Here is a 20,998-nt window from a genome sequence, read left to right on the forward strand (position 1 = left end):
ACCTTTTAAATACTCAAGCCTCGATCAAGACAGCGATATGTAATCGCTTCCGATATGTGAGGTGAATGAACCTCTTCGCTTCCATCAAGATCCGCAATAGTGCGGGCAACTTTGAGTATCCGAAAGTAGGCACGCGATGACAAGCGAAAACGATCCATAACCGTGTTCATAAGCAACTCGTCCGCTTGCGTAAGTTTCACGTATTGCTTTATTTCCTGGTTTCGTAACAGACTATTGGCTTTGCCACTCCGATCTATCTGTCTCTTTCTAGCATTGACGACGCGAGCCCTGACGGTTTGGGAGTTTTCTGCATTATTCGCGTTGTTGTGCAGATTCGACAATGGAATACGCGGCACTTCTATGTGCAAGTCTATCCGATCAAGCAAGGGCCCAGAGATCTTATTGCGGTAGCGACTGACTTGCTCAGATGTACAACGACATCGTCCGTCACTATCACCGAGATAGCCGCACGGACAAGGATTCATCGCCGCGATCAATTGAAAGCGCGCAGGAAAGTCGATTTGGCGTGTCGCGCGAGAGATCGTAATGCCACCGGACTCCAATGGCTCGCGTAAAACTTCCAACACCCGCCGATCAAATTCGGGTAACTCATCGAGAAACAAGACGCCATTGTGCGCCAGCGAAACCTCTCCAGGCCGTGGCACGCTCCCGCCACCCACAAGCGCGACAGCGGAGGCGGTATGGTGAGGTGCGCGAAAAAAGCGCTTTCCCCACTGTGCAACGTCAAACCCCGTGTTACTAATTGAATACAACGCCGCTGTTTGTATCGCCTCTTCTTCACTCATATCCGGCAGAATACCGGGCAAGCGACTGGCGAGCATGGTCTTACCCGTCCCCGGCGGCCCAATAAACAATAGATTGTGCCTGCCTGCTGCGGCGATTTCCAATGCACGCTTTGCCCTGGCCTGTCCGTTAACCTCACACAAATCATCCTCACCGCTGTTGCTGCTTCTATTCAGCCCACCATGTGCGCAGACCAAAGGCTTTTCTTCACTAAGATATGCGCACACATCAAGCAAGCTTTCGGCAGCGCCATAACGCAATGACTTGACGATATCCGCTTCGCCTGCATTTGCAAAAGGAACAATTAAATTTCGTCCCGCTTGTCTGGATTTAAGTGCCGCCGGCAACACACCACGCACGGGACGAAGCTGGCTGCCTAAGGCAAGCTCTCCGAGAAACTCAAATTTGGACAACACCTCTACTGGAATTTGCCCGGACGCTGCAAGTATGCCAATCGCAATCGGTAAGTCGAAACGCCCTCCCTCCTTAGGCAGATCCGCTGGCGCAAGATTTACCGTTAGACGACGCGCCGGAAATTCGAAACCCGCGTTAAGCAATGCGCTGCGAACGCGATCTCGACTTTCTTTAACAGTTGTTTCCGGGAGACCTACCACCGAGAGTGCTGGTAGACCATTTGACATGTGAACTTCAACCGTGACCAGTGGCGCATCGACCCCAACTGCGGCACGGCTATAGACAATAGCAAGTGACATAATCCCTTCTTATTCTTGTTTTCCTTTAGTGAGGCGGGATTATAGAAAGACTTTTCTTAGCTCAAGCTTGTGATTCAGCTTTCGCGTTTTTCAAGTGCTTCGATTTGACGTTCCAGCGCTTCGAGTTTGGCGCGTGTTTTGGCCAACACTTGTGATTGCACTTCGAATTCCTCTCGCGTAACGAGATCCAGTCGCGACAAACCGCCTTGTACCGCTGAACGTACATTTTTCTCCAGATCGGCCTGTAAATCCTTTAGCCCGCCAGGCAGAGCATCTGAAAATTTCTTTGCAATATCGTCGAGAATCTTGGGATCAAACATTGTTTACACCTGTTGAATTTGAGGCTGGCCAGTATAGCGGATAGAGACGAACAGGCTCAAACACTCACCAGCCGATCCTGCCCCATTACTGTGCATCTTTTTATAGGGAGTGCGCATGATGGTGCGCCAGATTTGGACAAACCAAACACCGTCCGCTCTAACTCTCTAATTTACAACATTATTTACAAGTGGCACACACAATGCTCTAAGGCTGACAGGGCTCAAAATAATATACGCCGCCACAGGTGTCCGGAAATCGGTGGCTTTCGTCTGAAGGAGACTTTTAAACATGAAACTTATTTCTGCAGTTATTAAACCGTTCAAGCTCGATGATGTGAGGGAGGCACTCTCAGAGATTGGGGTTCAAGGCATCACCGTCACTGAAGTCAAAGGATTTGGACGTCAAAAAGGACACACCGAACTCTATCGCGGCGCTGAATATGTGGTGGATTTTCTGCCTAAGGTCAAAGTCGACATCGCTGTAAGCGATGATCTCGTCGCACAAGTGACCGAAGCTATTATAAAAGCCGCTCGCACCGGCAAGATCGGTGACGGAAAAATCTTTGTTTATCCGTTGGAAGAAGTCATACGTATTCGTACCGGCGAAACAGGTAACGAAGCGCTGTAAAGAGGAGAAAGAAAGTGGAAAAATTAGTAGAACTCAGTTATGCACTAGACACCTTTTATTTTCTAATATCCGGCGTTTTAGTTATGTGGATGGCAGCCGGCTTCGCCATGCTCGAAGCAGGCATGGTGCGCGCAAAAAACACTGCCGAGATTCTGATCAAGAACGTCTCACTGTTTGCCATTGCCTGCATCATGTATATGTTAGTTGGTTACAGCATCATGTACGGCGCATCAGACAGCGGCTTCATTCCAAATTTCGGATTTCTGATTGGTTCCGATCATACATTGGATGCAGTTCTGAAAGGTGGAGAGGATGCACCGTATTATTCCAAACTTTCAGATTTCTTTTTCCAGGTGGTATTTGTTGCTACTGCCATGTCTATCGTATCCGGTGCGGTTGCCGAACGCATGAAGTTGTGGGCGTTTCTCGCCTTCGCAGTGGTAATGACGGGCTTTATCTACCCGGTTCAAGGTTTCTGGAAATGGGGCGGCGGTTTTCTTGATGGTCTGGGTTTCCAGGACTTCGCTGGCTCCGGCGTTGTGCACATGTGCGGCGCAGCGGCAGCACTTGCCGGTGTTCTGCTCCTTGGCCCACGTAAAGGCAAATATGGCGCTAACGGTGTCGTCAACGCAATCCCCGGTGCCAACATGCCTCTGGCCACGCTTGGAACTTTCATTCTATGGATGGGTTGGTTTGGATTTAACGGTGGTTCAGAGCTTAAAATTTCCGACGTTGGCGAAGCCAATTCGGTTGCCTCCGTTTTCGTCAATACCAATATGGCAGCAGCTGGCGGCGTAATCGTGGCAATGATGGTAGCTCGACTGATGTTTGGTAAGACAGATTTGACTATGGCACTAAACGGAGCGTTGGCAGGCCTGGTTGCTATCACTGCCGAACCTCTTGCGCCATCGCCTTTGGTGGCGACTATTATTGGCGGTATAGGCGGTGCCTTAGTGGTGTTCTCTATCGTGTCTCTGGATAAACTGAAAATCGATGACCCAGTCGGCGCTATTTCGGTTCACGGCGTGGTCGGTATCTGGGGATTGATCGCAGTACTATTTTCCAATAGTGACGCAACCGTTACTGGCCAGTTGGCAGGTATTGCTACAATTTTTGCCTGGACATTTGTTATGGCCCTCATCGTCTGGTATGTAATCAAGATGGTTATGGGCATCCGCGTCAGTGAAGAAGAAGAATACCAAGGCGTGGACATCTCCGAATGCGGCCTGGAAGCCTACCCGGAATTTACTTCTTCGCGCTAAATCCTCCTCTCTCCCAGAAGCGCGACGGGCACCTCAGGGTGCCCGTTTTCTTTTTATCAGCACAAATCCCTTGCATTCATTAATGTAAAAACCAGATACTCGCTACCGATGAACAACAATAGATCCACGCGAGAAATAATAATTGAGCTCGGAACCAGACAAGCCTAAGGCCCAAATCGAAACAAGCAAGCCATTAAGCGCTATTGAAATCCTTGGTGCAACAGCATGTGGCTTTATCGCCATATTCATTACCACATGGATCAGCAACAAATTCATTGGTACCGGAGGTTCGCTTTATATGGTGGCCTCTATGGGTGCGGCTAGCGTGTTATTGTTTACCCAACCAAATAGCAGCATGTCCCAACCCTGGGCGCTGGTTGGCGGTCATCTGGTCTCATCAAGTGCAGGTGTCATGGCAGCATTACTTATTTCAGACCCCGCGCTGGCGGCGGCGACCGCCGTTGCACTCGCCATTGCAGGCATGCTGGCTTTTAGATGTCTTCATCCACCCGGCGGTGCAGCTGCATTGGGTGCAGTACTGGGAGGGGACAGCGTCACCTCCCTGGGATTTTATTACGTGTTAACGCCCGTACTGTTCAACGCCATCGTTTTGTTATGCTTGGCCGTGATTATCAACAATCTCTATCCTGGCCGACGCTACCCGCGAAGACGTTTTTAAACCATTTACACTACCGTTAAAGGCTGCCGTGACTACCATCACAGAAAGGTGGATTTGCTGTGTGTTTACAACCACACAGAAACAACGTTTTGGCCTTGTCTACGGTAACTTTAACCGGCGAGAAACCAGAACCCTTGTGCGAACCGTCGCAAAATGGCTGCTTCTTTGATTTACCACATGCACACCAGAAGTAATCTCCCGGTTCTACATCGACGGCATAGGGGCCTTTTTGTGCAATATCCGGCTTTGTCATTTTAACTCCTTACGTTTTATGACGAATAACTTCTACCTACAACAGCTATAAAAGCAAAAGTTGTTTTGCTACAGTTGGTTTGTACCAGAGATGCCGCTATTCAACAATGCGCAAAAATATCCACCATGACATGACGCAAAGTCGATTCACGCTATGGTTCCGTGATAAACGTCTGGAACGGGCGTATCGTGCCTCACATACACGCAGAACGCTTATGCTGGTGCGTCTTGCATTGATGTTGGGCGCTATTATTTACGCATTGTTTTCCATACTGGACTATATCGTTTTACAGGAAGAACAGCTGGAGGCGATTGCGATCCGCTTTGCTTTTGCCGTTCCTGCCTTCTTGATCGGCTTAGCCCTCAGCTTTACAGATTATTTTCGCGAACGACTACAGTTTCTTGTTGCTGCACTGGCTGTCGTTGCAGGGCTAGGCGTTGCAGTGATTTCGGTTTTATATCAGGAAAGCATGAGCGACCTGTATCTGGCTGGAACATTAATCCCAGTATTCTGGGCATTCATGTTTTCCGGCTTACGCTTCATTGCGATTGTGACTACCTGTGTCTTGCTAGTCGCTTCCTATGAAATAACATTGATTTTTTTCAGTGACTATTCGACGGAAACGCTTATCAGCTACAACTTTTTTCTCATCACGTTATCTCTGGTTGGTGTCATTGGCGGCTACACAATTGAACGCTACGCACGGCGAGATTTTATTCAATCGCGTATCATTGATGAAAAGCGACGTGAAAACGAACGATTGCTGCACAACATACTGCCATCTTCGATTGCCGCGAAACTTAAGCAAAATCCCGGGACAATCGCCGAACGCCACGAAGACGTAACTGTGATATTTGCCGATATCGTGAACTTCTCTTCTCTGGCGAGAAATCAATCAGCAGCAGAAACTGTCTCCATACTTGGCGCACTTTTCACCCATTTTGATTCACTATGCGATGAGTTTGGTCTGGAGAAAATCAAAACCATAGGCGATTGCTATATGGTAGCTGGAGGCCTGGACGAAGAACCGGGAAACGCTCACCCGGTTCTTCGTGCGGTGGAATTTTCACTTGCCATGTTGCGCCACCTAAAAGAGTTTAATACCACCGAAGGTTTAAAAATTTCTATGCGCGTGGGCATACACAACGGACCTGTCATCGCCGGAGTGATAGGTACAAAGAAATTTTACTTCGACATTTGGGGAGATACGGTGAACATTGCCAACCGTATGGAAAGTACCGGTATACCGGGTTGCATACAACTTTCAGCACACAGTTACGAAGTTGTTCGCCACGACTATTTCTGTGAAAAACGCTCTTCCGTCGAAGTCAAAGGCTTTGGACATATGAGCACTTACATACTCCGCCCGCCTTCGACTCCGCTGAAAAATACTATCGGCCTTGTTTCGACAACAAAACAAGCCCTACAAAACGGGCTACCGGAATTAACTGTCCAGTGACTTCATGATCTCCGGATAAAAGAACTCTGGCGCCGCCATTGCTGCGCGGTGAATAGCAGCATTGTAATACTGTGTACTGAAGGTTTTGGCCTCGGCATCTTTTTCGCGAAATTCACTAATTGGCCTGTCCTTGCATGCCAATGTAGTTGACCACCAACCTGAAGGATAAGTGCATTGAGGAAAAAAGAAGGTCATGGTATCGACGAAACCGCCGCCACGCATCGCCTTATACATACCCTTCAAGATATCCATGTGAATAAGAGGTGATTCGCTTTGCTGAATCAACATGCCATTACTGTCCAGCACGCGCATACATTGCTCAAAGAATGGTTTTGAAAACAAACCTTCCGCTGGGCCAACTGGATCAGTGCTATCGACGATAATCAAATCATAACTCGCATCAGCAGCGTCCTTGATCCACTGCACGCCATCAATAAACATTAGCTCTGCGCGCGGGTCGTCATTGGATTCGCAAAGCTCCGGAAAGTGTTTTTCCGCCATGCGCGTGACCTGCTCGTCGATATCAATCTGTTGCACGGTTTCCACTTCAGAGTGTTTCAACACCTCACGCAGCGTGCCGCAGTCTCCACCGCCGATAATCAGCACCCTTCTGGGGTTAGGATGAGAGAACAAAGCCGTGTGGCTAATCATCTCATGGTAGATAAAGTTGTCTCTCTGGGTCAGCATAATACAGCCATCAATGACCATCAGATTACCGAAGCCTTTGGTGCTGAAGATTTCAATATGCTGAAACTCGGTCTGTATATCCTCGAGTTTCTCATTGATTTCAAAAGCAAAGGCACTATTTGAGATCTTGCTGACCTCAGACCACCAGTCTCCCGACAATGTCATTCATGGACTCCAAAAGAATAGGATTTAAAAAGGGAGCTCATTATAATGGCACACGCCTCAGAATTTCTAATTTTGTCACTCGCAGTAAAGAGAATCGTCTATGAAATGGTCTACCCAGGATTCCCGTAACACCTATAACATCCATCACTGGAGCAGCGGTTACTTCGATATTAATAGCGATGGTAACGCCTGCGCCCTGCCTCAAGGGAAAGACGGTCCTGCTATTGACCTGTTCCGCATTGCCCATGAAATTAAGGACAGCGGTCTGACGTGGCCAGTCCTCGTTCGCTTTACAGATATCCTGCATCAACGGGTGGGCGAATTGTGTGGAGCCTTTGATCAGGCCATCAGGTCGCAGGAATATAAGGGCCACTACACAGCAATCTACCCGATCAAGGTCAATCAGCAGCGAACTGTCGTAGAGCATCTGTTGTCATCCGATCGAAAAAACGTTGGCCTGGAAGCAGGTAGCAAACCCGAACTGATGGTCGTGCTTGCGCACAGTCGCAGCAATACAGACACGATCATCTGCAATGGCTATAAGGACCGTGAATATATCCGACTGGCCCTGATAGGGCGCAAACTCGGTCATCGTATTTACATCGTTATCGAAAAACTCTCCGAACTTAAACTGATACTTGAAGAAAGCGCCAGCCTGGGAATCGAGCCACTACTTGGCGTGCGTGTGCGTCTGTCATCCATCGGCAAAGGCAAATGGCAGAACACCGGTGGCGAAAAGTCCAAGTTTGGGCTGTCGTCCTCTCAAGTACTAGAAGTTGCCGAACAACTCAAAGCACATAAGGCCGAACACACCCTGCGTCTGGTTCACTGTCATCTCGGGTCGCAGCTGGCCAATATTCGCGATATCCAAAAAGGCTTAAGCGAAGTTGCGCGTTACTATGCAGAACTACATAAACTCGGCATCCCGATCGAGACCGTCGATATCGGCGGAGGCCTGGGTATCGATTACGAAGGCACTCGTTCCCGAAATTATTGTTCGATGAACTACAGCATTCAGGAATACGCCAACGATGTTGTGCATAGCCTGTGGCAAATATGCGACGATAAACAACTGCCGCATCCAAACATCATTAGCGAATCGGGACGTGCGCTAACAGCGCATCACGCTGTTTTAATCACTAATGTCGTCGATCAGGAAACAACAGCCAATATGGCGCCGCCTACTCGGCCAGACAACGATGCGCCGATTGTCATTCATAACATGTGGCACACGTATAGCGAATTGAGCGACAGATCAGAACTCGAAGCCTATCACGACGCCATTCATTTAATATCTGAAGCACAGACCGCTTTTCTACATGGTCTGGTGTCTCTGGAGCAGCGCGCCCACGCCGAACAACTGTATACGGCAATTTGTCGCAAAATCCAGCCAATGTTACAGAGTTCACGTCGCAGCCATCGTGAGATTCTTGATGAGTTGAACGAAAAACTTGCGGACAAGTTTTTCTGCAATCTTTCTATTTTCCAGTCTATGCCTGACGTATGGGCAATCGATCAAATCTTTCCGATCATGCCACTGCATCGTCTTGATGAGCAGCCTGAACGCCGCGCGACCATTCACGATATGACTTGCGATTCAGACGGTGCCGTAGAACATTATGTTGATTGCGATGGCATTGAATCGACCTTACCAGTGCACAGTTTCGCCACCGGAGAAACATATCTATTCGGTATTTTTCTAGTTGGCGCTTACCAGGAAATTCTCGGTGATCTGCACAATTTATTCGGTGACACGCATTCGATTAACGTCGAACTAAACATAGACGGAAGTTACCACTTTGCCGAAGCAGAGGAAGGTGATACCGTGAACGAGGTATTAAGTTACGTGCATTACAACAAGGATGTCTTGATGCAGCGGTATCGCAGCAAGCTTGGGCTGTCAGAACTTGACGATGTTGAATCTCAACAAATTCTGAGTGAACTGGAGGCTGGCTTAAACGGCTATACCTATTTGGAGGATTAAGTGGAAATACTAATAATCAGCAACCCTGAGACTTCAAAACTAAAACAACTGGGCGTGCATAACTGGCCCATATGGGAAAAAGAAAAATCAACATTTCCCTGGCACTACAACGAAACAGAGGTGTGTTACATTTTGGAAGGTGAAGTGACAGTAAAACCCAAAGATGGCACCACGGTTACCTTGGGCAAGGGTGACCTGGTAACCTTTCCTAAAGGTCTTGATTGCTCCTGGGAGATCACTCAGGACTTAAGAAAGCACTATAGTTTTACTGGCTAGTTTTCTGATCTGGTGGCGGCGAATTTTTGCCGCCACCGTGTTGACACGAGACTAATCACGTGGGCGACACAATACCTCAACCAGCTTGTCTTCAAGTTCAATCCTGTCGGCAAGCTTCTCACCCAACATCGACAGCTCATCTTCCAATTGCGATAGATCATCACAATGTTCAGGCGTGTCATAACGATCATTGAAATCGAGAATTTTCTGGGTGGAATCTTCAATATGGGGATAAACATGCTTAGCCAGCTTCGCAACCGACATTCTACGCTCCTGATTCGCATCAAAAAAACGATAGAGTCGGAAATGCGCGTCGGCAGTGTAGTCTATGAGCGACTGGCAAAAACGTTGAAGCAAATCGACGAGCTCCGGCGTTGAGGAAAATGGTCGGTGGGCGGCCAACTCTCCGTACAAGGCCAGCATCTCGGTGCGATGACTAACCAACTGCTCTATGGCCCGATGGGATTCAGCACGACGTTCAATCAAGACTTCTTTTGTATTCACGACCATTTCCTCTCGTTCAACGTTATTTCGTGAGCAATCTGCATCTACCATGCCGACTAGCTAATATCGGCGCTGAAAGTACACCTCCAGGCTCGGGTATAATTTTATCTTACTTTCTATACCTATATGCCCACTTTGTTCAACCAAAATATCCACACCAACTTTATAAAATGAATTAATAGGCCCATTCCATGAGGCTTGTGCTGTCACTTGGCCTGTACCCCCTCCCTGCTGAGCGTAGGCACCCACTGCGGTTTGCAGCCGTATATTTTGGCTCAGCGCGATCTGCGTGAGCACTTCTGTTTCCAGAGTGTGCAAGCGCAGTGAAAATTCCTCCGCATCTCCACGGCCCAAATCATATTGATACGATGTTCGATGCGCCAGACGCAGTCGTTTCCATTGAGGGCTAACCAGATTGAGACTCAGACCAACTATTGCTCCTGAACCCGATAGATCTTCGTTACCGACATCTGACATCCAATAACGACCTGCAAGCAATCCGAGATGCATATGCGACCGGAAATAGCTTTCTAACAACTCTGTGCGAACACCAGTCGCGTATCCAAGCTTTACCGGCGTGCCAGAGCCAATAAGCACGGGCATCCTCAGCAATGAAAATGAAAACGCCAGCGGATCAGAATGCCAGTGATTGAAAATATAGTTGGACGCAAATAGCTGCCCGCTAGACATACCCCAGCCCAATCCAAATAAGGCGAAGATTATTCGACGTTGTCTTTTTTGAACGGCAATTCCTCCTCCAGCGCCTCGCAATATTCACGCATATACGCCCTTTCCCTGTCGAGAAAGTCTGACACGACGCGTCGAAATCCCACATCTTCCAGCCAGTGCGCGGACCAGACTGAAGTTGGATAAAACCCCCGGGAAATTTTATATTCTCCCTGAGCACCGGGCTCGAATCGCGCCAGTTTATTCGCGATAGCGTATTCAATGCCCTGATAATAACAAAGCTCAAAGTGCAGACCAGAAAACTGTTGATGGCAGCCCCAATGTCGACCGTACAGGGTATCGTTACTTTTGAAAAAAATGGCCGCTGCGACATAGTTCTTATCTTGTCGCGCCGCGACAACGATGAGTTGCTCGCCCATGCTTCGGGATATTTCCTCAAAGAATGTTTGCGTCAACGTGGGCACACCTCCCTTGTCCAGAAAAGTGTCTCGATAGAAAGGATAGAGTTGCTGCCAATGTGAGTGATTGAGCATATCACCATGCAGTATCTCTATGTCGATACCCGCTTCCTGTACTCGCCGTCGTTCACGCAAGACTTTCTTGCGTTTACGGGAGCTGAATTCGGCAAGAAAGTTTTCAAAATTTTCATAGCCATTATTACGCCAATGAAACTGACAGGCCTGACGGAGCAACATTCCTTGCGCTTGCAACACCGCATGCTCAGTGTCGTGTGGAAACAAGCAATGAAAGCCGGATAAGCTCTGCTGCTGCACAAATGCATGCATGGCCTCCAACAAAGCGCTACGGTAGCGCACCACATCTCTCCCCGGCGCTACCAATAGGCGAGGCCCAGTGGCCGGCGTGTATGGGATCGCACATACAAGTTTCGGGTAGTACGCCATCCCGCTACGCTGATAGGCCTCAGCCCAGGCCCAGTCGAATACCAGCTCGCCGTACGAATTTGTTTTTATATACGCAGGCATTGCTGCAACCAGTTTCCCTTTTTCCTCAATGACAAAATGTGCAGGAATCCACCCAAGGGCTTCACCTACGCATCCACATTGCTCCAAGCCATTCAGAAACTCATAGCGAGTAAAGGGGTACAATTTTCCTGTTAATGTCTGCCATGACTCGGGCGATATTTGACAGAGCGAATTGAGAATCTTTATTTCCATAAATTAGCCAAGGAATCATCTACTGTTATGTCTGCTTCTGCCGGCGATTTTACCGCAAAACTAAAGGAACACTATTTGGAAGCCTTGCCGGGCATGCTTGACGAACTGGAATCCAGCATTGTTGACATGGAAAACAGTAGCAATCCGCGCGAGAGTTACTTCTCTATTTACCGACAAATACACAGCATGAAGGGTAGTGGTGGTACTTACGGCTTCCCGATCATATCTACGGTATGCCACCAGTTTGAAGACTACTTATCGACACTGGAAAAAAACAGCTCCTTCAGTCGAACGGAAATCAACAACATACTCGCCTATGCCGACGTGCTCAAACTCACCTGCGACAAAATCGCCGCAGGCGATACCAGCGTTCACTCTCTCACCTTCGCCCTCGACAAATTGCGCTTTAACGGTAAACGCCCCGCGCTCAAGGGGCTGTTGATCGAAAACTCCAAGATAAATTACGAACTCATAACCCGTGTATTGGGCGAACAAATGGATATCAACCTATCTCACTGCCGTGACGGCCTTGAAGCTTTACAGCGTTTGACCCATGAAAAATTCGATTTCGTGATTACTTCCAGGGAAGTTTCCTCCCTTAATGGTTACGCTATCATCGCCGCCACCAAATTGGGTAGCAAAGTCAATCAGAACATCAAGGCTGCGGTTATTACCAGCGATGATAAGCCGGTACCGAAATCGGAAAACTTTGTGGATAAGACTATTCACAAAGATGGCGAGCTATTCAAATCCATTACCGAATTTGTCAAAAACATTACTCCGCAATAGAATCGGCTCTATTAGGATTTTCCCAGGCTAGTCGATGGCGGATTCTCTGCGAAAAAGTTTTTTCTCCCTGCGCATCCCATCCGAGGAATTCATTCGGGTCTATGAGGGGTCCGCAAAATACGTGGTTACGCGCTCTTACGATGGACGCAACATCCGTTTTCCAGCGAACATTTTGCGCCAGTTTCTAACCCATGATGGTATTTTTGGCGAATTTGTCATCTACTATGACCAACACAATAAATTCCAGGAAATAAAAAAAATCGGCTGATTTAAGTCGACGTTAAGTAATAAAGCATACAAAAACCCCTTTAAAACCAATAAGAACGAGTATCGACAGAAATTTGTATGAAAAATTTCTTAATTTTCATACAATGTTGCCCTGGTCGCCGGACAAACAGATTTCTCCCTACTGCTTCAGTCGTTGTAGGAATCTGCCGTTATAAGCCCGAGAATAAAAGAATTATGTGGGGATTGCATAACGGGGCGACTTAGAAGATTTGTTGATGCAAATTTACAAGAAGCTGGGAAGATGCAATACAGAAAGACACAACTCGCCTTATCCTTAAGTGGGGCGCTCTTAATTTCGTCAATGCTTGATGTTATCTCACCTGCAATGGCACAGGTGGATATCCCCAATCGCAGTGATCGTCGTCCAAACCTGTCGCTGGATCCGTTTGAGCGCGCGCGTGAGGCAATGAAGAACTTACCCAATACTTCCCAGCCAAGCAGGACAGAACCTGAACCAGAGCCCGTGCGTGAACGTGCACAACCGGAAGAACCGCGATCAAGCATCGCTCCCGCGCCCGTCGTGGAAGCCCCGGCATTAGCACCCACAAAGGCATCTGAGCCCGAAGAGCCCGCTGAAGCTTTTTCCTACGGATTAATGGCCGTAGCCGATTATTTCAGCTTGGCCAGTGGTGGCTTAAACCAGGCTGCAGACCCGAATGAAGCGGTGAAGAGCGGTAGCGCATTACTCCTCGACATTAGCGGAGAAATTGATACCGAGGCAGCCGGTTACTGGAAGAATGGACTTTTTTCCGCCCAATTCGTCGTATACGGAACAGTCAGCGCAACTAGCCCAGGCGATATCGTGGGGGATTTCCATGGTTTGAGCGGCAATGACGCAGGACCAGACCCCTTGTACAAAATTTACGAAGGCTGGTACCAGCATTCATTTGATCATGGAAAGGCTTCGATTCGCGTCGGAATTCAGGACTGGAACTCCGAGTTTTATATCTCTGAGTTCGCCAATCTGTATATGAACGGAACACCTGGTATGGGCGGTGTTGTGAATATGGCAGGACCTAGTACTTTCCCCGCCACGTCTTTGGGGTTTCGTTTTCTGAGCGAGCTTACAGAAAATTCCTATTATCAGATCTCCGTTTTCGACGCGACACCGGATGAAGGTGGTATTGTTGCCGTCAATCTCAGCAATGACGATGGTTTTTTCAGCTCTATGGAACTTGGCATGAGCAATGCCGAGCCAGGGGAAGAGGGCTATTACCGCATTGGCGGAGGTATGTGGTTTTTGCGCACACTGATTTCTGGCTATGTCGGTACATCTGAAGAGGATGAACTTATTCCCCCATCCGGTGACCCGGTTGCTGTGAATACGGGCTCATTTGATCCACAGAGTGGGACATATGGTGCCTATGTATTCGGTGAAATGGCCATTGGTGATCGCATTGGTGTGTTCGTCAAGGCCGGCTGGGCCGATCCGCGTTACAATCGTTACAGCCTGTATGGTGCAGCGGGTGTGAATTATTCAGGACTGGTCCCCGGTCGCGTAGACGACGTTCTCGGCATCGCCGTGAACCACACGCAACAGTCAAAACAATTCCTATCCGACAATTGGGACAATGACAACGATGTCCAGTCGAGCTTCACCTACGAAACCAATATTGAGCTAACCTATTCGGCTCAGATTAATGATTGGCTGATGATACAGCCAGATTTTCAGTACATTATGCAACCCGCTATGCAATACGGCATTACCAATGCCGCCGTTGTAGGCATCCGGGTACAAGCGGAATACTGATTACCCTTTAGCTTCCTGCCTCGCAAAACGATATAGAAAACAGATATCTATTGTTTTCGCGCAGGGCCTCAGTTGCACACAGACAGCCATCCTAAAAGTTTCCAGTGGCAGGGAAAATACCCTGTTTTTTCAGCTATATACATTATAATCTGGCTGATATTGCAGGCATTTACGCCAGTTTTAGCAGAAGAACAATTCGAAGACTTCGACCACCTTGCCACGGGATTTGATCTCGTCGGACGCCATTTACAGATCAGTTGCGAGTCCTGCCACGTCAATCGTATATTTCGCGGCACACCTCGCCTGTGTTCAGGCTGTCACAATGGCCAGATTGCTCAGGCCAAATCACCCAATCATGTACCTACCAAACAGGAATGTGACAGCTGCCATCAGCCTACTGGGTTTTATGCCTCGGCACGTATGGACCACACGGGTATCGAGACAAACTGCCTGCGCTGTCACAATAGTGTTTTTGCAAGTGGCAAACATGTCTACCACATACCTGTTAGCGAGGACTGCGAGACCTGCCACGGCATTGGCACCAGTTGGGTGCCTGCGCTCTTTGATCATGTCGGTATTTACAACAATTGCCAGCAGTGCCATGACAACCTGCATACCCGCGGCAAACACCCGCAACACATCACCAGCACCACGGCGTGTGAGGCTTGCCACAACCGCACAGGCTGGCTGCCTGTGATGAATGTCGATCATCAGGAAGTCATAGGGCAGTGTAATAGCTGTCACAATCACGCGATCGCTGAGGGAATGCCACAAAACCATATTCCCACGGTATTGCAATGCAATGCGTGCCACACCGATACCGGAGTCACCTGGCTTATCCAGGCAGGATTCGCAGCTGTCCACGCTGCGCTGACAGGTGACTGCTCAAGCTGCCACAACGGCCAGTACGCAAGCGGAAAATCGATTAACCATTTGCCGACCACACAGGCATGCGAAGCCTGCCACAGCCCCAGCGCGCCAGACTTTGCCACCGTAACGAAAGTTGATCACAACGAAGTCACCGCAACCTGCGCAAAATGTCATACCGGTGCGATTGCACCGGGCAAAAACGATACACATATTGCGTCATCGAATCATTGCAGTAGTTGCCACAGCGTGTTCAGTTTCACTAGTGTGAGCCTGGTCGATCACAACGAAGTTCGAGGTTCCTGCGCCAACTGTCATGACAATTCAACAGCGCTTGGAAAATCGGCAGGACATATAGCAACTACGGAATCCTGCGATATTTGCCATAGCGTTAGTGGATGGTTGCCCACGCAATTCAATCACAGCACCATCGGTAATACAGCCTGTCTTTCCTGTCATGACGGCACCAGCGCCCGCGGCAAAGGTGTATTACATGTCAGCAGCAGTGATGATTGCCAGATCTGCCATCGTGCCGGCGGTAACTGGAGTGTATTCGCACTTGATCATAACAATCTGTTTGGCACCTGCAGCAGTTGCCACAATAATGTCAGTGCACGAGGTAAGCATGCGACACATATTCCGACAACAAATGAGTGCAACGATTGTCACAACAGCACCAGCAGTTGGTTAGTCATTACCTTCAATCACCAGGGTATCGTCAACGGCTGTGATACCTGCCATAACAATGTCAGCCTGGCAGGCAAACCTATTGGCCACATCTCGTCAACCAACCGTTGTGAGGCGTGCCATGCCACGAATGTCTGGAACCCGGTTTCCACTGTTCAGCACACCGAGATTTTAGGTAATTGCCAGACTTGTCATAACAATGTGATAACCTCCGGAAAATCAGTCAACCATATTTCCAGTACTGATAATTGCGGCAATTGCCACCAAAATCCGGGAAGCTGGTTAATCGGCCTTAAAGTTGATCACGGGGAAGTGAGAGGCACATGTGCCGGTTGCCATCCCAACAAACCGATCACTCATATTGCCACCACCAATCGTTGCGGTAATTGTCACACTTCATTTGGCTGGGTTCCCGCCCTCGCTGTTGACCACAACGAGGTACTGGGTAGCTGCGAAACCTGTCACAGCCCACCCGGCAGCCATGTCAGCGTCGGTGTCGTAAATAATTGTCAGAACTGCCACTCGACCGCAAGCTGGCGCAATCCGTCCAGTCGCCTACCTTAACCACACGACTAAGCCATAGGCGCTCAATTAGGCTAAAATAGCGCAAACGTAAATTAAGAGGTGTTATGTGGAACGTTTTACCATGTCACTGGAAGATGATCTCGCGGCACAGTTCGATGAGTTCATCAAAGAGAAGGGGTACTCCAACCGTTCCGAGGCCATGCGCGATCTCATCAGAACACGTATTGAAAAAGAACGTCTGAACTCAGATACGCAGGGCGCGTGTGTTGCGACCTTGAGTTATGTTTACAATCATCACGAAAGTGAGCTGGCCAGTCGTCTGACATCAGCACATCATGACCATCACGATTTAACTATGTCCACCACACATGTACATCTCGATCATGACAACTGTCTTGAAATGGTTATTTTGCGCGGCAAAATTAGTGATGTGCAGCAATTCTCCGATTCAGTTATGGCGGTGCGCGGTGTTCGACATGGGAGTTTACATATGGTCCCGGTGACAATCACTGAGGTATCACATCACGAACACGGACATTCACATACCCATAGCTCGCCAACTACCTGAACTTTGCCAGGCATATAGCAACTGATAAATACATTGAATATACTGGCGTCATATCAGCCAAGACGTTTACGCCATGGATATAGACAAAAAGTCCGGCCTGGTTTTCCAGGCGCGTTATGTACAGTCTCCCAATTGCGATGACAGGCCGCTGGATACCGCAGTCGATCTACTCGTCATACACAACATCAGCCTGCCTCCCTATCAGTTCGGTGGCCCGGAAATCGAACAATTTTTTACTAACTCCCTGGACCATGCCCAACACCCTTTCTTTGAAGAGATCCGTGAGATGCGCGTGTCTTCACATTTTTTTATCCGTCGTGATGGCGAGATCGTGCAGTTTGTACCCACTTGCAAACGCGCATGGCACGCGGGTGTCTCGCAGTTTTGCGGCAGAGAGCGTTGCAACGACTTCTCACTTGGCATCGAGCTTGAGGGCAGCGATTTTGTGGAATTTGAGGACGCCCAGTATTTGTCGCTCACCCGCCTGAGTCGTCTGCTTATGATGGCTTATCCGGGGATAAAACCGGAAAACATTGTTGGACACAGCGATATCGCCCCACAACGAAAAACTGACCCAGGCCCATACTTCAACTGGGAACGACTGCGTAATGGACTTGGCTAATGTGTGTTCCTTTACGCCGCTTGATGTATGATAGAGCGCACTCATATCGAAATATCAGGACTCTTGAATGACCCTGCTCGCAATTATCGCCGCCCTTTTTGGTGAACGTTTCATTGGTTCAGTACAGGAATTCCGCCAGTTTCAGTGGCTGGCTGATGCAGGTGAGTGGATACGCCGACAGTCATCTGGACTGGATAGCTGGATTGGCGCAATACTGATTCTGCTCCTCGCAGGCACCATTGTTGAGCTGGCGTACCTGTGGCTGTCAAAAGGATTCATAATACTCGGCTTCGTGGCAGCCACCGCTGTGCTTTTGTTCTGCATAGGTCCGCGCTCGTTTTATGACCAGATCAAGTCCTTCTGTGATGCTTACAGCAACGGAAACGAAGACAGCGCGTATTGGTATCTCAGCAATCTCAAAGATTCAGCGCTGACGGATGAAGATGAAAGATATTTGGCCAAGGCGGCGCTTGAGGCCGCGTTCGTTGCAGTTAACAATCGCCTGCTCGGGGTGATTTTCTGGTTTGTGATACTTGGCCCATTTGGCGCGGTAATCTATCGCATCAGCGGCGACTTTCACAGACTCGAAGAAGAAGGTGATCAACGCTCTCAACTCTATGCGGCATTTGATCGCATACATTACCTGCTCAATTGGCCGAGCTCACGACTTGTATCCATAAGCTACGCAGCAATGGGCAGTTTCGTCGAAGGTATGTCTCACTTAAAACGTAGTGCCTCACCTACAAGCAACTGGCCGGACCCCAATGAGCAATTGCTTGTGAGCAGCGGTCTCGGCGCTCTGGACCTGAAGCAGGAGCAAGCCACCGAGATCGGCTGCGATCAAATATTTAGCGGATTAGCCCTGTTGAGAAGATCCGTTGCCTTCTGGGTGGGGGTAATTGCATTATTGACTTTGGCTGGTTGGCTGGGTTGATCCAATGCAACACCCCATGACGGGTAGATGCCAACCACATACAGTAAATAAATAGTAGTTCGCTCAAAATCGTTGCCCACAGAGGCAAAGCCATTGCCAGTATTGCGCCTATCATTATTAATTTATAACTAAAATAAACAATGGTTAGATTGCGCAATTGCATAAGCGTTTTGCTGCTTACCGTCACCGACTCAGGCAGCAGCTCCAGACTATCTCCCAGTATGCCCACGTCGCTCACTTCATACACTTTGTTTCGTTGAAGTGCTCTTACACAAAACTTGAGCAATCCTTCGCTGAGTAAAACAGACTCGCGTGAACTGACGACCGCACTGAAACGACGATTGTCTTCATGCGCTAATATTTGAGACTTATCACTTTGGGACAAATCTGCTTTAACCGAATCAAACCCCATGCGATAAGCAAGCTTTCCAGAGGAAATTTCATTATCTTCCGTCAGCAAAATCAAGCGTTCGACATTCAATGCGTGCAGCCCGTCCACGGAAAGCGCAATATCATTTTGCAACGGATCAACAACATTAAACATACCAATGATGTTGTGCTTATTAGCGAGAAACAAAACATCAACGCCATCTTGTTGCCAGCGTTCGAGTCGGTCGTTAATGGTTTGCGTTACCAGACCATTTTCCTTCATCAGTCGAAAGGTACCGAATAAGTATTGCTCTCCACCTAACACACCAGCGAAGCCCTGCTCACCATACTGTTTCAGATCCTCAACTGCTTGACGCGACAACTGCTCATTTCTAGCTCTCTGAACAACCGCTCTAAAATAATCGTGTGCATTTCTTGGCACCAGGCTACGTGCAGTTTGCAATAGAGACTTAACAGATTCACCACTAAGTGAAATCACTTCCTCAACGTGAGCAGCACCCTGTGTAATCACGCCCTGCTTGTCAAAATATAACTTCCTAAGATTTGCCAGACGGGAAAAATGCACGCCTTGCTTTACTAATACGCCACGTTCGGCCAGATAGATCAGCGTTAACAGCGCCCGCCCCTGAATAGTGCTGGTGATTGCAGCTGGACCACTGATTAACAACAAGGCAAGTGCAACAGACACCGAGTATCCTGTATTCAACGCGGGTGAATAAATGGCCCAAAGTAAAGCTAAACCGGCACAAAAACACGCAGCAGAAAAAACGATTGCCACTTTACGGATGCGTTCCAATTCAGGAAAAACAGAATTAACCGATTGATGAAAACCTTGCAAAAAAACTGACCAGCGACTGTCTTGCTGCGAGCTGGTAACACTCACTTGAACTTCGCCCTCTAGTAAACGCCAACCAGCATAAACTTTGTCGCCTTTGCTCAGTCTTCCCGAAATTCTCTCCAGCTTGTTAAAACCTCGAAAGCTGGCGCTGCCCGTTGTGATCTCACCGTCCACCGCCACATACTCTCCAGCTTTTACAAGTAACGTCTGACCTGGCTGAACGTTTGAGGAACACTCACAAACAGTTTTTTCATTGTCTAACAAATAAGCATTCGCAGGGAGTCGCTGACGCAGGGCAAATATACGCGTTCTAATGTAGCGAAAGAATTGACGCTCAAAAAATGCTGCGCTGGAAAACATCGTTACCACCAGCGCCGATTCAAACCACATATGATAAAAATTGGCGATCATGGTCAACAACAAAATCACACTGGCGTGATTCACTTTTCGTTTATGAAATGCGCCTATCACACCATCTTCAAGCAGAGGCCAAATACCTGCAAGTATGGCAATAAAAAACGGTACGATCGCCCATGACTGCCACACAGAGGTCAAACTGTCCAGAACACAACCCATTAGTAACATCAGCGCCGCCACTACGGCACAATAATCCCGCAGGTTTCGCAATCGTTCCTTGACGACTCTGTTCTGCAGACGTGATGCAATATTGTGTTTATCGAGAGCACACACAAAACTGGAAGGGTTAACGCTGCTATCGTGCAAAATGCGCAAGTGCCCGCTGGCAACATCGAGGAAGAAGTTTCGCAAACCCGGCTGATTGCTCATGATCTTTTGGATGACTGCGCGTGTTTTCGCATCGATATCTGCAATGATGTCGAGATCAGCCTGAAATACACCTTGCTCTATCAACACCCTAATACCCTGTCTTTGAACAAATGTTATTAGAGCCGACTCATAATAGGAATCTTTCGCATTTGCAATTAAGGTTGCATCTACAAAATCCACCACAATCGAGTCGTCGCCAAATTCTTGGCGCAACTGTTTTTCAAGATTCGCCGCCTTACGTGGCGTAGTAAGTCCATCAAGTTCCAACACTAATTGCTGCATATTCGGTTTACCATTAATAGAAGTAATCGCTTACATCGCGTTTTTTTGCGAATCCTCTCAAACAATCATCACCAGA

General features: G+C 48.4%; 21 protein-coding genes. 13 read left to right on the forward strand and 8 right to left on the reverse strand.

The features are described from left to right. Window positions 1–5: 5 nt before the first annotated feature. Both OEZ43_01280 and OEZ43_01285 read right to left on the reverse strand, forming a co-directional pair. On the reverse strand, window positions 6–1,517 hold the full coding sequence (locus OEZ43_01280; GenBank protein MDH5544189.1) for a YifB family Mg chelatase-like AAA ATPase: 1,512 nt from the start codon (window positions 1,515–1,517) through the stop codon (window positions 6–8). Between the two features lie 74 nt (window positions 1,518–1,591). Beyond that, window positions 1,592–1,837, reverse strand: coding sequence for an accessory factor UbiK family protein (locus OEZ43_01285; protein ID MDH5544190.1), 246 nt, complete (start codon window positions 1,835–1,837; stop codon window positions 1,592–1,594). Between the two features lie 289 nt (window positions 1,838–2,126). Here OEZ43_01285 and glnK point away from each other — a divergent pair, with 289 nt between their 5' ends. From glnK to OEZ43_01300, 3 genes are all read left to right on the forward strand, one after another. Further along, entirely contained in the window at window positions 2,127–2,465 is a 339-nt protein-coding gene (glnK, locus tag OEZ43_01290) for a P-II family nitrogen regulator (GenBank protein ID MDH5544191.1), read from the forward strand. A 14-nt stretch (window positions 2,466–2,479) separates the two neighbouring features. Continuing rightward, window positions 2,480–3,727 carry an ammonium transporter gene (locus tag OEZ43_01295; protein MDH5544192.1) on the forward strand — a complete coding sequence of 416 codons (1,248 nt, stop codon included), beginning with the start codon at window positions 2,480–2,482 and terminating at the stop codon, window positions 3,725–3,727. Window positions 3,728–3,869: 142 nt separating this feature from the next. Then, window positions 3,870–4,406: an HPP family protein gene (locus OEZ43_01300; GenBank protein ID MDH5544193.1), complete on the forward strand. Its 537-nt coding sequence runs from the start codon at window positions 3,870–3,872 to the stop codon at window positions 4,404–4,406. A 16-nt stretch (window positions 4,407–4,422) separates the two neighbouring features. On the opposite strand, the gene OEZ43_01305 is transcribed toward OEZ43_01300, so the two are convergent. Next, a complete protein-coding gene (locus OEZ43_01305) occupies window positions 4,423–4,659 on the reverse strand; it encodes a CDGSH iron-sulfur domain-containing protein (GenBank protein ID MDH5544194.1) in 237 nt (78 codons plus the stop codon). Between the two features lie 106 nt (window positions 4,660–4,765). Between OEZ43_01305 and OEZ43_01310 the strand changes: the two genes are divergently transcribed. Beyond that, the gene (locus tag OEZ43_01310; GenBank protein MDH5544195.1) at window positions 4,766–6,118 is read left to right on the forward strand and encodes a hypothetical protein; all 1,353 of its coding nucleotides are present in this window, start codon (window positions 4,766–4,768) and stop codon (window positions 6,116–6,118) included. On the opposite strand, the gene speE is transcribed toward OEZ43_01310, so the two are convergent. After that, window positions 6,104–6,970, reverse strand: a complete 867-nt coding sequence (gene speE / locus OEZ43_01315) for a polyamine aminopropyltransferase (GenBank protein ID MDH5544196.1) — start codon at window positions 6,968–6,970, stop codon at window positions 6,104–6,106. The genes OEZ43_01310 and speE overlap by 15 nt on opposite strands. Window positions 6,971–7,070: 100 nt before the next feature. On the opposite strand from speE, the gene speA reads away from it, so the two are divergent. Beyond that, window positions 7,071–8,954 (forward strand): biosynthetic arginine decarboxylase, encoded by a 1,884-nt coding sequence (speA, locus tag OEZ43_01320; GenBank protein ID MDH5544197.1) that lies wholly within the window; start codon window positions 7,071–7,073, stop codon window positions 8,952–8,954. Beyond that, a complete protein-coding gene (locus tag OEZ43_01325) occupies window positions 8,955–9,230 on the forward strand; it encodes a cupin domain-containing protein (GenBank protein MDH5544198.1) in 276 nt (91 codons plus the stop codon). Window positions 9,231–9,281: 51 nt separating this feature from the next. Here the strand turns inward: OEZ43_01325 and OEZ43_01330 are convergent, their stop codons facing one another. The 3 genes from OEZ43_01330 to OEZ43_01340 are packed head-to-tail and all read right to left on the reverse strand — an operon-like array spanning window position 9,282 to window position 11,596. Then, window positions 9,282–9,734, reverse strand: coding sequence for a sigma D regulator (locus OEZ43_01330; GenBank protein ID MDH5544199.1), 453 nt, complete (start codon window positions 9,732–9,734; stop codon window positions 9,282–9,284). 60 nt (window positions 9,735–9,794) lie between these two features. After that, the gene (locus OEZ43_01335) at window positions 9,795–10,424 is read right to left on the reverse strand and encodes a hypothetical protein (protein MDH5544200.1); all 630 of its coding nucleotides are present in this window, start codon (window positions 10,422–10,424) and stop codon (window positions 9,795–9,797) included. A gap of 29 nt (window positions 10,425–10,453) precedes the next feature. Next, the gene (locus tag OEZ43_01340; protein MDH5544201.1) at window positions 10,454–11,596 is read right to left on the reverse strand and encodes a GNAT family N-acetyltransferase; all 1,143 of its coding nucleotides are present in this window, start codon (window positions 11,594–11,596) and stop codon (window positions 10,454–10,456) included. Window positions 11,597–11,623: 27 nt separating this feature from the next. On the opposite strand from OEZ43_01340, the gene OEZ43_01345 reads away from it, so the two are divergent. The 7 genes from OEZ43_01345 (at window position 11,624) to ampE (ending at window position 18,626) form a co-directional block, all read left to right on the forward strand. Beyond that, on the forward strand, window positions 11,624–12,385 hold the full coding sequence (locus tag OEZ43_01345) for an Hpt domain-containing protein (GenBank protein MDH5544202.1): 762 nt from the start codon (window positions 11,624–11,626) through the stop codon (window positions 12,383–12,385). A gap of 34 nt (window positions 12,386–12,419) precedes the next feature. Then, window positions 12,420–12,653, forward strand: coding sequence for a DUF2835 domain-containing protein (locus OEZ43_01350; protein ID MDH5544203.1), 234 nt, complete (start codon window positions 12,420–12,422; stop codon window positions 12,651–12,653). 261 nt (window positions 12,654–12,914) lie between these two features. Further along, window positions 12,915–14,423 (forward strand): carbohydrate porin, encoded by a 1,509-nt coding sequence (locus OEZ43_01355; GenBank protein MDH5544204.1) that lies wholly within the window; start codon window positions 12,915–12,917, stop codon window positions 14,421–14,423. Between the two features lie 159 nt (window positions 14,424–14,582). After that, complete coding sequence (locus OEZ43_01360) at window positions 14,583–16,541, forward strand: cytochrome C (GenBank protein ID MDH5544205.1); 1,959 nt, start codon at window positions 14,583–14,585, stop codon at window positions 16,539–16,541. A gap of 67 nt (window positions 16,542–16,608) precedes the next feature. After that, a complete protein-coding gene (nikR, locus tag OEZ43_01365; GenBank protein MDH5544206.1) occupies window positions 16,609–17,070 on the forward strand; it encodes a nickel-responsive transcriptional regulator NikR in 462 nt (153 codons plus the stop codon). Window positions 17,071–17,143: 73 nt separating this feature from the next. After that, window positions 17,144–17,692: a 1,6-anhydro-N-acetylmuramyl-L-alanine amidase AmpD gene (gene ampD / locus OEZ43_01370; protein ID MDH5544207.1), complete on the forward strand. Its 549-nt coding sequence runs from the start codon at window positions 17,144–17,146 to the stop codon at window positions 17,690–17,692. 67 nt (window positions 17,693–17,759) lie between these two features. Then, window positions 17,760–18,626: a regulatory signaling modulator protein AmpE gene (ampE, locus tag OEZ43_01375; GenBank protein MDH5544208.1), complete on the forward strand. Its 867-nt coding sequence runs from the start codon at window positions 17,760–17,762 to the stop codon at window positions 18,624–18,626. Here the strand turns inward: ampE and OEZ43_01380 are convergent. Then, window positions 18,541–20,922, reverse strand: coding sequence for an HAD family hydrolase (locus tag OEZ43_01380; protein ID MDH5544209.1), 2,382 nt, complete (start codon window positions 20,920–20,922; stop codon window positions 18,541–18,543). The two genes, ampE and OEZ43_01380, sit on opposite strands and share 86 nt — an antisense overlap. Window positions 20,923–20,998 lie beyond the last annotated feature (76 nt).

Source organism: Gammaproteobacteria bacterium (assembly GCA_029881255.1).
In the GTDB taxonomy this organism is placed as follows: domain Bacteria; phylum Pseudomonadota; class Gammaproteobacteria; order S012-40; family S012-40; genus JAOUMY01.

Coding starts and splice junctions, on each gene's coding strand:
- OEZ43_01280 (MDH5544189.1), bottom strand. CDS start 1,517: ATGTCACTTGCTATTGTCTATAGCCGTGCCGCAGTTGGGGTCGATGCG.
- OEZ43_01285 (MDH5544190.1), bottom strand. CDS start 1,837: ATGTTTGATCCCAAGATTCTCGACGATATTGCAAAGAAATTTTCAGAT.
- glnK (MDH5544191.1), top strand. CDS start 2,127: ATGAAACTTATTTCTGCAGTTATTAAACCGTTCAAGCTCGATGATGTG.
- OEZ43_01305 (MDH5544194.1), bottom strand. CDS start 4,659: ATGACAAAGCCGGATATTGCACAAAAAGGCCCCTATGCCGTCGATGTA.
- OEZ43_01310 (MDH5544195.1), top strand. CDS start 4,766: ATGCGCAAAAATATCCACCATGACATGACGCAAAGTCGATTCACGCTA.
- speE (MDH5544196.1), bottom strand. CDS start 6,970: ATGACATTGTCGGGAGACTGGTGGTCTGAGGTCAGCAAGATCTCAAAT.
- speA (MDH5544197.1), top strand. CDS start 7,071: ATGAAATGGTCTACCCAGGATTCCCGTAACACCTATAACATCCATCAC.
- OEZ43_01335 (MDH5544200.1), bottom strand. CDS start 10,424: ATGTCTAGCGGGCAGCTATTTGCGTCCAACTATATTTTCAATCACTGG.
- OEZ43_01340 (MDH5544201.1), bottom strand. CDS start 11,596: ATGGAAATAAAGATTCTCAATTCGCTCTGTCAAATATCGCCCGAGTCA.
- OEZ43_01345 (MDH5544202.1), top strand. CDS start 11,624: ATGTCTGCTTCTGCCGGCGATTTTACCGCAAAACTAAAGGAACACTAT.
- OEZ43_01350 (MDH5544203.1), top strand. CDS start 12,420: ATGGCGGATTCTCTGCGAAAAAGTTTTTTCTCCCTGCGCATCCCATCC.
- OEZ43_01355 (MDH5544204.1), top strand. CDS start 12,915: ATGCAATACAGAAAGACACAACTCGCCTTATCCTTAAGTGGGGCGCTC.
- ampD (MDH5544207.1), top strand. CDS start 17,144: ATGGATATAGACAAAAAGTCCGGCCTGGTTTTCCAGGCGCGTTATGTA.
- ampE (MDH5544208.1), top strand. CDS start 17,760: ATGACCCTGCTCGCAATTATCGCCGCCCTTTTTGGTGAACGTTTCATT.
- OEZ43_01380 (MDH5544209.1), bottom strand. CDS start 20,922: ATGCAGCAATTAGTGTTGGAACTTGATGGACTTACTACGCCACGTAAG.